This is a genomic window from Streptosporangiales bacterium (genome assembly GCA_009379825.1).
In the GTDB taxonomy this organism is placed as follows: domain Bacteria; phylum Actinomycetota; class Actinomycetes; order Streptosporangiales; family WHST01; genus WHST01.
In genome coordinates, this window is sequence record WHTA01000021.1 from 25,263 (window position 1) to 39,798 (window position 14,536).

Consider the following 14,536-nt stretch of genomic DNA (forward strand, 5'->3'; position numbering starts at 1 on the left):
CATGACTGAGACGTCAGATCTCTACGCGGACGCAGGGGCCGGCGACGAGGGCCGCGTGTTCACCGTCACCGGCGGCGACTGGGACAGCATCACGGACGCCGTGGCCGAGGACGAAGAGGGCCACCTCGTCGTCAACATGGGTCCGCAGCACCCGTCCACGCACGGCGTGCTGCGGCTGATGCTCGCGCTGGACGGCGAGACGTGCACGGAGTGCCGGCTCGGCCTCGGCTACCTGCACACGGGTATCGAGAAGAATTGCGAGTACCGCACGTACACCCAGGGCGTCACCTTCGTCACGAGGGCCGACTACCTGACACCGCTGGCGAACGAGCTGGCCTACTGCCTTTCTGTGGAGCGGCTGCTCGGCATCGAGGACGACATCCCGGAGCGCGCGAACGTCATCCGGGTCATGTTGATGGAGCTCAACCGAATCTCCTCGCACATCGTGGCGATCGCCACCGGCGGCATGGAGATCGGCGCGCTGACCGTCATGACGTTCGGGTTCAGGGAACGCGAGACCATCCTCGACCTGTTTGAGATGATCACCGGGCTGCGGATGAACCACGCGTACATCCGGCCAGGCGGCGTGCTGCAGGACCTGCCGGAAGGCGCCACGGAGAAGATCCGTGAGTTCATCGGCATCATGCGCAAGCACCGGTTGCCCGACTACGAGAAGCTGCTCAACGGCAACCCGATCTTCATCGGCCGCACCAAGGGCGTCTCCGTGCTCGACCTCCCCGGCTGCATGGCGCTGAGCGTCACCGGCCCGGTGCTGCGGTCGACCGGGGTGCCGTGGGACCTGCGCAAGGCCGAGCCGTACTGCGGTTACGAGGACTACGAGTTCAACGTGGTCACCGGCACCGGCGCGGACGCGTACGACAGGTACCTGATCCGGCTGGAGGAGATGAAGGAGTCGCTGAACATCGTCGAGCAGTGCCTCGACCGGCTCGGTCCGCCGGGAGAGCAGCCGGTGATGGTCGACGACCCGAAGATCGCCTGGCCAGCCAAGCTGGCCGTGGGCTCCGACGGGCAGGGCAACTCGCTGGACCACATCAGGCACATCATGGGCACCTCGATGGAGGCGCTCATCCACCACTTCAAGCTGGTGACCGAGGGCTTCCGCGTGCCCGCCGGGCAGGCGTACGTGCCGACCGAGTCGGCGAAGGGCGAGCTCGGCGTGCACGTCGTCTCCGACGGCGGCACCAGGCCGTACCGGGTGCACATGCGCGACCCCTCGTTCCACAACCTGCAGGCGGTGCCGGTGATGGTCGAGGGCGGCATGGTCGCCGACGTGATCGTCGGTGTGGCGAGCGTCGACCCGGTGATGGGTGGGGTGGATAGGTGAGCTCTAACTCAACGGAGACGGTGTTCGGCGAGGACATCCGCGCGCAGGCGCGGGAGATCATCGCGCGCTACCCGGAGGGCAAGTCGCGGTCCGCGCTGCTGCCGATGCTGCACCTGACCCAGTCGGTCGAGGGGTACGTCAGCCCGGCCTGCATAAAGTTCTGCGCGGAGATGCTCGACCTCTCCGAGGCGGCCGTCACCGCCGTCGCGACGTTCTACTCGATGTACAAGCGGCAGCCGACCGGCGAGTACCTGGTGAGCGTCTGCACCAACACGCTGTGCGGGATGCTCGGCGGCGACGAGATCTACGAGGTGCTGCAGCGCGAGCTCGGCGTCGGCGGCAACGAGACCACCCCGGACGGCAAGGTGACGCTGGAGCACGCCGAGTGCCTGGCGGCCTGCGACTACGCGCCCGTCGTCACCGTCAACTACGAGTACTTCGACCAGCAGACGCAGCAGTCCGCGAAGGACGTGGTGCGCGCACTGCGGGCCGGCGAGCCGCCGACGCCGACCCGCGGCGCGCCGCTGTGCACCTTCAAGCAGGTCGAGCGGATGCTCGCCGGCTTCCCGGACGAGCGCGAGGACGCGTTGGCCGGCGGCCGCAGCGGCGGCGAGCCGACGTTCGCCGGGCTGCGGCTCACCGAGGGCCACGGCATGGCCGACGTTGCGGGGGCGTCCGAGCTGGCCGGCGACATCGACCCGGCGGAGCGGCACGAGGGCGCAGGCGAACACGTGCCGGCCACGCCGCAGTCCGGTCAGAGCAGCACGACAAGGAGGGTCACCAGTGAGGTGCCGCCGAGCGGTGGCGTCGCACGGAAGGCGGCCGAGCACGCCGAGGACGCACGCGAACGGCTTCGCGATGAGACCGGAGAGGAGGACTGAGGTGCCGATCACCCCGGTTCTCACCGCGCGCTGGACGACACCGGAGTCGTGGCTGCTGCGTACCTACGAGGACGACGACGGTTACCAGGGCATGCGCAAGGCGCTGCGCACCTCGCAGGACGAGCTGGTCGACCTGATCAAGGAGTCCAGCCTGCGCGGCCGCGGCGGTGCAGGCTTCCCCACCGGCATGAAGTGGGGCTTCATCCCGCAAGGTGACGACAAGCCGCACTACCTGGTGGTCAACGCCGACGAAGGTGAGCCAGGCACCTGCCGCGACATCCCGCTGATGATCGCAGACCCGCACGCGCTGATCGAGGGCATCGCCATCACCTGCTACGCGGTGCGCGCGAACCACGCGTTCATCTACATCAGGGGCGAGGCGCTGCACGCGATGCGCCGGGTGCAGAACGCCGTGCGCGAGGCGTACGAGGCGGGCTACCTCGGCACCGACGTGCTCGGTTCCGGTTTCGACCTCGAGGTCACCGTGCACCCGGGCGCCGGTGCGTACATCTGCGGCGAGGAGACGGCACTGCTCGACTCGCTCGAGGGCTTCCGCGGCCAGCCGCGGCTGAAGCCGCCGTTCCCCGCGACGCACGGCCTGTACCAGTCGCCGACCGTGGTGAACAACGTCGGCACCATCGCGTCCGTGCCGCACATCGTGCGCCACGGCGCCGAATGGTGGAAGTCGATGGGGCCGGAGAAGTCGCCGGGCACGAGCATCTACTCGCTGTCCGGTCGGGTGAAGCGGCCCGGGCAGTACGAGGCGCCGATGGGCACCACGCTGCGCGAGCTGATCGACATGGCCGGCGGCATCAGGGACGGGCACGAGCTGAAGTTCTGGACGCCGGGTGGCTCGTCCACGCCGATGTTCACCGCCGAGCACATCGACATCCCGCTCGACTTCGACTCGGTGGCCGCGGCCGGCTCGATGAACGGCACCAGCGCGGTGATGATCTTCGACGACACCGACTGCGTCGTGCGCGCCGCCAGGCGGTGGTCGGAGTTCTACGCGCACGAGTCGTGCGGGAAGTGCACGCCGTGCCGGGAGGGCACGTTCTGGTACGTGCAGATCTACGAGCGGCTTGAGGCCGGCGGCGCGAGCGAGGAAGACCTCGCGACGCTGCTCGACCTGTCCGAGAACATCCTCGGCCGGGCGTTCTGTGCCCTCGGCGACGGTGCGGTGAGCCCGGTGACCTCGTCGCTGAAGTACTTCAAGGAGGAGTACGTCCAGCACTACGAACGCGGCGGCTGCCCGTTCGACAGCCGGGTGCGGGGCAAGACGAAGGCGCTTGCGGGAAGCGAGAGCGCATGACAGTGACTACGGGCAAGGCGGGTCCACCTGCCGAGCGGCCGGCGGACATGGTGACCGTCACGATCGACGGCACCACCCTCGACGTGCCCAAGGGCATGTTGATCATCCGCGCGGCGGAGATGATCGGCGTCGCGATCCCGCGCTTCTGCGACCACCCACTGCTCGAACCGGTCGGTGCCTGCCGGCAGTGCCTCGTCGAGGTCACCGACATGGGCAACGGCAGGGGCATGCCGAAGCCGGCCGCGTCGTGCACGACCACGTGCATGGACGGCATGGTGGTGCAGACGCACGAGAGCTCCGCGGTCGCGGAGAAGGCGCAGCGCGGTGTGATGGAACTGCTGCTGATGAACCACCCGCTCGACTGCCCGGTCTGCGACAAGGGCGGCGAGTGCCCGTTGCAGAACCAGGCGATGAGCAACGGGCAGGGCGAGTCGCGGTTCCACGACGTCAAGCGCACCTACCCGAAGCCGATCGCCATCTCCGCTGAGGTGCTGCTCGACCGCGAGCGGTGCGTGCTGTGCGCGCGGTGCACGCGGTTCTCCGAGCAGATCGCCGGTGACCCGTTCATCGAGCTGCTCGAACGCGGCGCGCTCGAGCAGGTCGGCGTGTTCGAGGAGAAGCCGTTCGACTCGTACTTCTCCGGCAACACCACGCAGATCTGCCCGGTAGGCGCGCTCACCAGCACGTCGTACCGGTTCCGATCGCGGCCGTTCGACCTGGTGTCGACGCCGTCGACGTGTGAGCACTGCGCGTCCGGGTGCTCCCAACGTACCGACCACAGGCGCGGCACGGTCATGCGCCGGCTGGCCGGCAACGACCAGGACGTGAACGAGGAGTGGAACTGCGACAAGGGCCGGTGGGCGTTCCACAGCGACTCGCTGCCCGACCGGTTGCAGACTCCGCTCGTACGCGACGAGGACGGCAAGTTCGTGCCGGCGTCCTGGCAGGAGGCACTCCACATCGCGGCCGAGGGGTTGGCGAAGGCACGCGCCAAGGCCGGCGTGCTGACCGGCGGCCGGCTGCCGCTCGAGGACGCCTACGGCTACGCGAAGTTCGCCCGCGCGGCGCTCGCCACCAACAACGTGGACATGCGGGCCAGGCCGCACTCGGCCGAGGAGGCGGACTTCCTCGCCGCGCAGGTCGCCGGCACCGGCCTCGGTGTCACGTACGCCGACCTGGAGCAGGCGCCCGCGGTGGTGCTCGCCGGGTTCGAGATGGAGGAGGAGTCGCCGATCGTCTTCCTGCGGCTGCGCAAGGCAGCACGGGAGGGGCGCACCTCGGTGTACTCGCTGGCTCCGTACGAGACCCGCGGTCTGAAGAAGGCGTTCGGCACGCTCGTGCAGACCGCCCCCGGCACCGAGCCCGAGGTGCTCGACGCGCTCGTACTCGGTGGCACGGACGCCGGCCTGGACGAGGTGGGCGTCGCGGCGGCCGAGGCGCTGCGCAGTGACGGCGCGGTGCTGCTCGTCGGTGAGCGGCTGGCCGCTGTGCCCGGTGCGCTGTCCGCCGCGGCACGGCTCGCGCACGCGACCGGTGCGCGGCTCGCGTGGATCCCGCGGCGCGCGGGCGAGCGCGGTGCCGTCGAGGCCGGCGCGCTGCCGAACCTGCTGCCGGGCGGCCGGCCGGTCGACGACCCGGAGGCACGCGTGCAGGTCTCGCGCACCTGGGCGGTGCGCGACCTGCCGATCGGCGCCGGCAAGGACACTGCGGCCATCCTCGCGGCGGCGAGGTCCGGCGAGCTCGAGGCACTCGTGGTGGCCGGTGTCGACCCGGCGGATCTACCCGACCCGGCGGAGGCACTGGCCGCCCTGGAACACACGCCGTTCGTGGTGAGCCTGGAGACCCGTGCGAGCACGGTCACCGACCGCGCCGACGTCGTGCTGCCGGTGGCGGCGACGTCGGAGAAGCCCGGCACGTTCGTCGACTGGGAGGGCCGGGAGCGCCCGTTCGACGCGGTGTTCGCGCAGCGGGCGTCGATGTCGGACCTGCAGGCGCTGAACGCGCTTGCCGACCAGATGGACATCCACCTCGGCCTGCCGGACGCCGCGACCGCACAGCACGAGATGCGGCAGCTCGGCGTCTGGGCGGGCCCGCGGCCGGAGGCGCCGGCGGCGTCGGCGGCGGCCAAGCCGCGCCCGGAGCCCGGGCAGGCGGCGCTGGCGACCTGGCACCTGCTGCTGGACGCAGGCCGGTTGCAGGACGGCGAGCCGTACCTGGCCGGCACCGCGCCGGCGGCGCACGCGCGGGTGTCCGCGGTGACCGCCGCCGAGGCGGGGGTGGCGGACGGCGACAAGCTCACCGTCGCCACCGAGCACGGCTCGATCACCGTGCCGCTCGTCGTCACGGAGATGCCCGACCGGGTGGTCTGGCTGCCGACCAACAGTCCCGGGTGTGCGGTGCGCAGCGAGCTGCGCGCGGACGCCGGCGACGTCGTCACGTTGAGCGCTGGAGGCGGTCGCCGATGAGTACTGCTGCGCTGGTGCTGGCCGAGGAGCCGGGGCGGGCCATCTTCGGGCACGACCCGTGGTGGATCGTCAGCATCAAGGCGACGGGCGTCTTCCTGTTCCTGACGCTGTTCACGGTCTTCAACATCGTGTACGAGCGCAAGGTCGTTGCGCGGATGCAGGTGCGGCTCGGGCCGCAGCGGCACGGCCCGAAGGGCTGGCTGCAGAGCCTCGCGGACGGCATCAAGCTGATCCTCAAGGAAGACATCAACCCGCGCGGCGTGGACAAGATCACCTTCTGGATCGCGCCGACGATCTCCGCGGGCGCGGCGTTCACCGCGTTCGCGGTGATCCCGTTCGGCCCCGAGGTGACGATGTTCGGGGTCAAGACGCAGCTGCAGCTGGCGGACTTCCCTGTCGCCGCGCTGTTCTTCCTCGCGATGGCGTCGATGGGCGTGTACGGCCTGGTGCTCGGCGGCTGGTCGAGCAACTCGCCGTACCCGCTGCTCGGCGGTTTGCGCTCCTCGGCGCAGGTGATCAGCTACGAGATCGCGATGGCCCTGTCCTGGGTCACGGTCTTCATGGTGTCGGGTTCGCTGTGGACGTCCGACATCGTCGACGCGCAGAGCGGTGTCATCTCGCTGCCCGCGTGGGTGCCGGCGTGGATCGAGCTACCGAACTGGATGGTCGTGCAGACCGCGTTCGTGCCGTTCATCATCTACGTCATCTCGATGGTGGGTGAGACCAACCGGGCCCCGTTCGACCTGCCGGAGGCCGAGGGTGAGCTGGTCGGCGGGTACCACACCGAGTACTCGTCGGTGAAGTTCATGAACTTCTTCCTCGCCGAGTACGTCAACATGGTCACCGTCTCCGCGATCGCCATCACCTTGTTCCTCGGTGGCTACCGTGCACCGTGGCCGATCTCGCTGTGGGACGACGCGAACACCGGCTGGTGGCCGCTGCTGTGGTTCGTCGGCAAGATCCTGATCCTGTTGTTCGGCTTCATCTGGCTGCGCGGTACGCTGCCGCGGCTGCGGTACGACCAGTTCATGAAGATCGGCTGGAAGGTGCTGATCCCGGTCGCGCTCGGCTGGGTGGTGTTCGTGGGCGCTATGCGGCACGTGTCGTCGTTCGGCACCACGCCACGGCTGGTGGTCGCGGGCGCGTTGTTCGTCGTGCTGATCGCCGGGTACGTGATCTGGGACCGGAGCGTGCGCAACCGGGAGAAGCGGGAAGAGGCCGAGGACGTCGAGTACGCGGAGCAGATCGAGGAGGACCCGACGGCTGGGGGCTTCCCCGTCCCGCCGCTCGACGCGCCGCACCTACGCGACGTACAACAACGGGAGGTGAGTCACAGTGCCTGATCTCAAGGGATTCGGTGTCACCTTCTCGGCGATGTTCAAGAAGCCGTTCACCGAGCTGTACCCGGAGCAGAAGAAGGACACGTTCCCCCGGTTCCACGGTCGGCACCAGCTCAACCGGTGGCCGGACGGCTTGGAGAAGTGCATCGGCTGTGAGCTGTGCGCATGGGCTTGCCCCGCGGACGCGATCTACGTGGAGGGCGCGGACAACACCGACGAGGAGCGGTACTCGCCCGGCGAGCGGTACGGCCGGGTGTACCAGATCAACTACCTGCGCTGCATCCTCTGTGGGCTGTGTATCGAGGCCTGCCCGACCCGTGCGCTCACCATGACGAACGAGTACGAGCTCGCCGACGACTCCAGGAACGACCTGATCTACACCAAGGAGATGCTGCTCGCGCCGCTGCGCGAGGGCATGGAGACGCCGCCGCACCCGATGCGCCTCGGCGACACCGAGACGGACTACTACAAGCACGCCACGCGGGAAGGCGTCAGCACGGAGAAGCCGCGGGAGGACGTGTGAGCTCTCAAGCGATGGAGCTCGACGAGCGAACCGGAGGTAGGGGCCGCGGTGCGATGAGCGCCGGTGCTGACGCCTTCGCGGCACCTGCCGGAGGGTCGGGAGGAGGCGGTCGCGCATGAGTGCTGCGTTTCCTGCCGGAGCCGTCGGATTCTGGTTCGCCGCCGTGTTGTTGGTCGTCGCTGCGGCGGGGGCCGGAGTCGCGCGGAAGTACGTGCTTGCGGGCACCATCGGGTCCGTCGGGCTGCTTTCCATGTTGTTCGGGCTCGGTGCGTTGCCGGTCTCGCACACCGGTGAGGCGGCGACGTTCTGGGTGTGCGCGCTCCTTGCGGTGCCGGCTGCGATCACCATGGTGGCGGCCCGCAAGGCCGTGCACAGCGCGCTCTGCCTCGCGCTGGTGATGATCTCGCTCGCGGTGCTCTACGTGGTGCTCGACGCCCCGTTCCTCGCTTTCGTGCAGATCATCGTCTACACCGGCGCGGTGCTGATGCTGTTCCTGTTCGTACTGATGTTGGTGGGCGTGGACTCCTCCGACTCGCTGACGGAGACGATCCGCGGCCAGCGGGTCGCGACGCTCGTGCTCGGCGCGGGTTTCCTGCTGCTCGTCCTCTCCGGTGTCGGCGCAGGGCTCGCCGGCTCGTCCGCCGGCAGCCTCGCGGAGCCGAACGCCGACGGCAACGTGCTCGGCATCGCACAGGACCTGTTCAGCACGTACGTGCTCGCGTTCGAGGTGACCAGCGCGCTGCTGATCACCGCCGCGCTCGGCGCGATGGTGCTCGCGCACCGGGAGAGCCGCGAGCGGCTCAGCCAGAAGATGCTGCAGCGTCGCCGGGTCGCCGCCGGCCGGGCCACCCCGGCGACCCCGCCGGGCGTCTACGCCACGCACAACGCGGTCGACACGCCTGGCCTGCTGCCGGACGGCACTCCTTCGGAGGAGTCGGTGCACCCGGTGTTCCGCTCGGTGCGCAGGGGCGACCGCCAGGTGGTGGCCGGCGAGCTCGAGCAGAACGGCGCCGGCGCCGGCACGACGGTGCTGCCCGCCGATGCGACGGAGACCACGGCCGCCGAGGAGGCGGGCGCCGAGATCACTGCGGAGACCGCACAGGGCGCCGGTAACCCTGCCGTCGAACCGGCCGAACCTACGCCGCCCGAGGAAGAGGAAAGCGAGCAGCAGCCGTGACTGTATTGCCCAGCGGCCCCCGCCGCTCCGCTCCTCGCTCACGTGCTCTGTGCACATCGACCTCGGAGGGCATGCTCGCTACGATGCTCACTCTGGGGGCCGCTTCGTGACGCCACTTGCGTATCTCTTGCTCTCCGCGACGTTGTTCACCATCGGTGCCGGCGGCGTGCTGTTGCGGCGCAACTCCATCATCGTGTTCATGAGCATCGAGCTGATGCTCAACGCGGCGAACCTCGCGCTGGTCGCGTTCGCAAGGATGCACGGCAACCTCGACGGCCAGATCATGGCGTTCTTCGTGATGGTCGTGGCCGCCGCCGAAGTGGTGGTCGGGTTGGCCATCATCGTGACCATCTTCCGATCCCGCCGGTCGGCGTCCGTCGACGACGCCAGCCTGCTGAAGTTCTGAGGGGCAGGGCGGGAAGCACATGTCAGGAGGAGCTGTGACGATCGCTGCCGAGGCGTTGGAGCCGGCCGCGGCCAGCGGCGCGTTCTCGCTGACCTGGCTGCTGGTCGCGATTCCGCTCGCCAGCGCTGCGGTCTTGCTGCTCGGTGGCAGGCGTACCGACCGGTGGGGGCACCTGCTGGGCTGCGCTGCTTCGTTGGCGCCGTTCGTGATCGGGGTCGTGCTGTTCGTTTCGATGCTCGGCCTCGACCCTGAGCACCGCTCGGTCCAGCAGGAGCTGTTCACCTGGGCAGCGGTCGGCGACTTCCAGGTGCAGTGGGGCTTCCTCGTCGACCCGCTGTCGATCTGTTTCGTGCTGCTGATCACCGGTGTGGGCTCGCTGATCCACATCTACTCCATCGGCTACATGGAGCACGACCCGAACCGACGGCGGTTCTTCGCGTACCTCAACTTGTTCATCGCGGCGATGCTGCTGCTGGTGCTCGGCGACAACTACCTGATGCTCTACATCGGCTGGGAGGGCGTCGGTCTCGCCTCGTACCTGCTGATCGGCTTCTGGCAGCACAAGCCGGCCGCGGCGGTGGCGGCGAAGAAGGCGTTCGTGGTCAACCGGGTCGGTGACTTCGGCCTCTCCGTCGCAGTGTTCCTGATGTTCTCCATGTTCGGCGCGGTCTCGTTCACCGAGGTGTTCGCCGGCGTGGACCAGGCGAACACGGCGATGATGACCGCAGTCGGGCTGTTGATCCTGCTCGGTGCCACCGGTAAGTCCGCGCAGGTGCCGCTGCAGTCCTGGTTGCTGGACGCGATGGAGGGCCCGACCCCGGTGTCGGCGCTGATCCACGCCGCGACCATGGTGACGGCCGGCGTCTACCTGATCGTCCGGTCGAACCCGGTCTTCGAGGCGGCGCCTTACGCACAGCTGGTGGTGTGCATCGTCGGTGCGGTGACGCTGCTGTTCGGTGCGATCATCGGGTGCGCCAAGGACGACATCAAGAAGTCGCTCGCCGGTTCCACCATGAGCCAGATCGGCTACATGCACCTGGCCGCGGGCCTCGGGCCGTTGGGCTATGCGTTCGCCATCGCGCACCTGCTCGGGCACGGCACGTTCAAGGCGGTGCTGTTCCTCGGCGCCGGCTCGGTGATGCACGCGACCAACGACCAGGTCGACATGCGCAAGTTCGGCGGCCTGCGCAAGAAGATGCCGATCACGTTCTGGACCTTCATGCTGGCCTGGGCGGCGATCATCGGCGTGCCGCTGTTCGCCGGCTGGTGGAGCAAGGACAAGATCATCGAGGCGGCGTTCGCCTACGGCCCGGTCGGCGGCTGGTTCCTCGGCGGTGCGGCCGCGCTCGGCGCCGCCATCACCGCGTTCTATATGACGCGGATGATCATCATGACGTTCTTCGGCAAGGAACGCTGGGACGATGACGTGCACCCGCACGAGTCGCCCGCGGTGATGACCGTGCCGCTGATCATCCTGTCGGTCGGCTCGGTGTTCGGTGGCTGGTTCCTCATCGGTGGTGACAGGCTCGCGCACTTCCTCGATCCGGTCGTCGGCGAGACGCACCACGGCCACCTGCCGTTCGCAGAGCTCACGCTGCAGGTCGGCATGGTGGTGCTCGTGGCTCTCGGGGTGTTGCTCGCCTGGCTGATGTACGGCCGCAGGTCGGTGCCCGAGGTTGCGCCCGCGGGCAACGCGCTCGTCGTAGCAGGCCGTCGCGATCTCTACGGCGACGCGTTCAACGAGGGCGTGTTCATGCGGCCGGGACAGTACCTGACGAGGTCGCTGGTCTACTTCGACAACAAGGTCGTGGACGGCGCGGTGCGCGGCATCGCGGGCCTGTTCGGCGGCGCGTCGTTGTGGTGGCGGCAGGCCCAGACCGGGTTCGTCCGGTCGTACGCGCTCTCCATGCTGCTCGGCGCCGCGGTGGTGTCGGCGATGGTGCTGATCGTGGTGGTGATCTAGTGACTTCGTTCCCCTGGCTCACCGTGATCGGTGGGGTGCCGCTCGTCGGGGCGATCATCGTCGCGGCGATGCCGAAGGCGAGCACCGAGGCCGCGAAGCGGTTCGCGCTTGCCGTCTCCTGCATCGTGGTCGTGCTGACCGCGGTCATGGCGGCGCAGTTCAGGATCGACGGCCCGCGGTTCCAGTTCGTCGAGGACTACGCGTGGATCCCGCAGTTCGGGGTCAGGTACTCGCTCGGTCTCGACGGCATCGGGTTGGTGCTCGTCGGGCTCACGGTGCTGCTCGTGCCGATCGCGCTGCTCGGCGCGTGGCGGGAGAAGGGCGCTGTCAGCGGCGAGGACGGTCCCGGCATCAAGGGCTACTTCGCCCTCGCGCTCGTGCTCGAGACCGCGGTCATCGGGGTGTTCGCCGCCACCGACCTGTTCGTCTTCTACGTGCTGTTCGAGGTCATGCTGGTCCCGATGTACTTCATGATCGGGCGCTACGGCGGTCCCCGACGGCAGTACGCGGCGGTCAAGTTCTTCCTGTACAGCTTGCTCGGCGGCATGCTGATGCTCGCCGCGGTGATCGGCCTGGCCGTCATCGCGCGCCAGCAGGGGCAGACCACGTTCGGCTTCGAGGCGCTGACGCAGGTCGACCTCAGCGACTCGGCGGCGCGCTGGTTGTTCCTCGGCTTCTTCATCGCGTTCGCCATCAAGGCGCCGATGTGGCCGTTCCACACCTGGCTGCCGGACGCCGCGTCCGAGGGCCGGCCGACGTCCGCGCTGCTGCTCGTCGGGCTGATGGACAAGGCCGGCACGTTCGGCATGATCAGGTACTGCCTGGAGCTGTTCCCGCAGGCCGCCCACTTCTTCACCCCGGTGATCGTGGGGCTCGCGGTGATCAGCGTGCTGTACGGCGCACTTGCGGCGATCGGGCAGAAGGACCTGTTGCGGCTGATCGCGTACACCTCGGTGTCGCACTTCGGCTTCATCGTGCTCGGCATCTTCGCTATGACCTCGCAGGGCCAGGTCGGTGCGACCTTCTACATGGTCAGCCACGGCTTCTCCACCGGCGCGCTGTTCCTGCTCGCCGGCGTGCTGATCGCCAGGCACGGGTCGCGGCAGATCGACGACTACGGCGGCGTGGTGAAGGTGGCACCGGTGCTCGCCGGCACCTTCCTGATCGCCTGCCTCTCCGGGCTGGCGCTGCCGGGCATGTCCACGTTCATCAGCGAGTTCCTGGTGCTGCTCGGCACGTTCGGGAGGTACCCGGTCGCGGCGATCGTCGCGACGCTGGGCATCATCCTCGCGGCGTTCTACATGCTCTGGCTGTACCAGCGCACGATGACCGGCACACCGGGAGCCGGCGTGGAGAAGATCCGCGACCTCGGCCGGCGCGAGAAGCTCGCGGTGGCGCCGCTGATCGCGCTGCTGCTCTTCCTCGGGTTGTTCCCGAAACCGGTACTCGACGTCATCGACCCCGCGGTACAACACACCATGACGCGGCTCGATGTGCAGGACGTGAGCGCGGAGGTCCAGCCGTGACCGTAACGGGTTACGAGAACGAAGGCGGGTGCGCATGAAGGCTCCCACCATCGAGTACACGCAGCTGCTGCCGATCCTCATCGTGTTCGGCGCCGCGGTCATCGGTGTGCTCATCGAGGCGTTCGCGTCGCGGGAGGCCAGAAGGTCGCTGCAGGTGCCGCTCGCGTTCGCCGCGGTGGCGTTCGCGTTCGCGGGGCTGTTCTTCGCCGGCGGCGGGCACACCGTCGCGGCGATGGGTGCGGTCGGCGTGGACACCCCGACCATCTTCATCCAGGGCACGATCCTGCTGCTGACGTTCGTGAGCCTGCTGCTCGTGGCCGAGCGCAAGGTGTCCGCCGGCGGCTCGTTCGTCGCAGAGGCGTCGGCGGTGCCCGGCAGCGAGCAGGAACGCCGCGGGCTGCGCGAGGGTTCCGAGCACACCGAGGTGTACCCGCTGGTGCTGTTCTCCGTCGGGGGCATGCTGCTGTTCCCCGCGGCCAACGACCTGCTGATGATGTTCGTGGCGCTCGAAGTGCTCTCGCTGCCGCTGTACCTGCTGTGCGGCCTGGCTCGTCGACGCCGGCTGCTCTCGCAGGAAGCAGCGCTGAAGTACTTCCTGCTCGGCGCGTTCGCGTCCGCGTTCTTCCTCTACGGCGTTGCGCTGCTCTACGGCTACGCCGGCACGGTCACGCTCGCCGGCATCGCCGAGGCCGCGGGTTCGAGCACCGAGAACAGCGTGCTGCTGTACGCCGGCCTCGCGCTGCTCGGCGTCGGCCTGCTGTTCAAGATCGGTGCGGTGCCTTTCCACAGCTGGACCCCGGACGTCTACCAGGGCGCCCCGACCGCCGTCACCGCGTTCATGGCCGCCTGCACGAAGGTCGCCGCCTTCGGCGCGCTGCTGCGGGTTTTCTACGTGGCCTTCGGCGGGATGCGCTGGGACTGGCAGCCGATGATGTGGGTGATCGCCATCCTCACCATGGTAGTCGGTTCGGTGCTCGCTATCACGCAGACGGACGTCAAGCGGATGCTGGCGTACTCGTCGGTGGCGCATGCCGGCTTCATCCTGACCGCGGTGATCGCGGCGTCCGAGCGGGGGCTGTCGAGCGCGCTGTTCTACCTGGGCGCGTACGGCTTCTCGGTGCTCGGCGCGTTCGCGATCGTCACGCTCGTCCGCGACGGCGCCGGCGAGGCGAACCATCTCTCCCGCTGGGTGGGACTCGGCCGCCGGTCGCCTCTGGTGGCCGCGCTGTTCGCGTTCTTCCTGCTCGCGTTTGCCGGCATCCCGCTGACCAGTGGGTTTACTGGCAAGTACGCCGTGTTCCTGGCCGCCGTCGACAGCGGGTTGATGCCGCTGGTGATCGTCGGTCTGCTGAGCAGCGTGGTGGCCGCGTTCTTCTACGTGCGCGTGATCGTGCTGATGTTCTTCCAGATGCCGAAGGAAGACGTCGCGACGGTAGCGGCGCCGAGTGCGTACACCTCGATCGCGATCGCGCTCGGGGTGGCGGTTACCGTAGTGCTGGGTATCCTGCCCGGACCCGTGTTGCAGTTGGCCGAACAGGCGGCCAGGAACCTGTTCGTCGGCTGACGGTGTCCCTCTAGCGGAGTGGAGCAGTCGTGCC

11 protein-coding genes are annotated in these 14,536 nt (G+C 68.8%); all 11 read left to right on the forward strand.

From position 1 onward, the window contains the following. The first annotated feature begins 1 nt into the window (after position 1). The 11 genes from GEV07_12980 (at position 2) to nuoN (ending at position 14,502) form a co-directional block, all read left to right on the forward strand. Positions 2–1,345, forward strand: coding sequence for an NADH-quinone oxidoreductase subunit D (locus GEV07_12980; GenBank protein MQA03585.1), 1,344 nt, complete (start codon positions 2–4; stop codon positions 1,343–1,345). Then, complete coding sequence (nuoE, locus tag GEV07_12985; protein ID MQA03586.1) at positions 1,342–2,226, forward strand: NADH-quinone oxidoreductase subunit NuoE; 885 nt, start codon at positions 1,342–1,344, stop codon at positions 2,224–2,226. Before GEV07_12980 ends, nuoE begins: the two co-directional genes overlap by 4 nt. Next, positions 2,204–3,538 carry an NADH-quinone oxidoreductase subunit NuoF gene (gene nuoF / locus GEV07_12990; protein MQA03587.1) on the forward strand — a complete coding sequence of 445 codons (1,335 nt, stop codon included), beginning with the start codon at positions 2,204–2,206 and terminating at the stop codon, positions 3,536–3,538. The genes nuoE and nuoF overlap by 23 nt, the downstream gene beginning before the upstream one ends. Next, a complete protein-coding gene (locus GEV07_12995) occupies positions 3,535–6,003 on the forward strand; it encodes an NADH-quinone oxidoreductase subunit G (protein MQA03588.1) in 2,469 nt (822 codons plus the stop codon). Before nuoF ends, GEV07_12995 begins: the two co-directional genes overlap by 4 nt. Next, entirely contained in the window at positions 6,000–7,346 is a 1,347-nt protein-coding gene (gene nuoH, locus GEV07_13000) for an NADH-quinone oxidoreductase subunit NuoH (GenBank protein ID MQA03589.1), read from the forward strand. The genes GEV07_12995 and nuoH overlap by 4 nt, the downstream gene beginning before the upstream one ends. A 31-nt stretch (positions 7,347–7,377) precedes the next feature. Next, a complete protein-coding gene (gene nuoI / locus GEV07_13005) occupies positions 7,378–7,866 on the forward strand; it encodes an NADH-quinone oxidoreductase subunit NuoI (GenBank protein MQA03590.1) in 489 nt (162 codons plus the stop codon). Between the two features lie 250 nt (positions 7,867–8,116). After that, a complete protein-coding gene (locus GEV07_13010; GenBank protein ID MQA03591.1) occupies positions 8,117–9,043 on the forward strand; it encodes an NADH-quinone oxidoreductase subunit J in 927 nt (308 codons plus the stop codon). Positions 9,044–9,149: 106 nt separating this feature from the next. Further along, positions 9,150–9,449 carry an NADH-quinone oxidoreductase subunit NuoK gene (nuoK, locus tag GEV07_13015; GenBank protein MQA03592.1) on the forward strand — a complete coding sequence of 100 codons (300 nt, stop codon included), beginning with the start codon at positions 9,150–9,152 and terminating at the stop codon, positions 9,447–9,449. Between the two features lie 19 nt (positions 9,450–9,468). After that, complete coding sequence (gene nuoL / locus GEV07_13020) at positions 9,469–11,412, forward strand: NADH-quinone oxidoreductase subunit L (GenBank protein ID MQA03593.1); 1,944 nt, start codon at positions 9,469–9,471, stop codon at positions 11,410–11,412. Further along, complete coding sequence (locus tag GEV07_13025) at positions 11,412–12,938, forward strand: NADH-quinone oxidoreductase subunit M (GenBank protein ID MQA03594.1); 1,527 nt, start codon at positions 11,412–11,414, stop codon at positions 12,936–12,938. The genes nuoL and GEV07_13025 overlap by 1 nt, the downstream gene beginning before the upstream one ends. Before the next feature lie 34 nt (positions 12,939–12,972). Further along, on the forward strand, positions 12,973–14,502 hold the full coding sequence (nuoN, locus tag GEV07_13030) for an NADH-quinone oxidoreductase subunit NuoN (protein ID MQA03595.1): 1,530 nt from the start codon (positions 12,973–12,975) through the stop codon (positions 14,500–14,502). Positions 14,503–14,536: the final 34 nt, after the last annotated feature.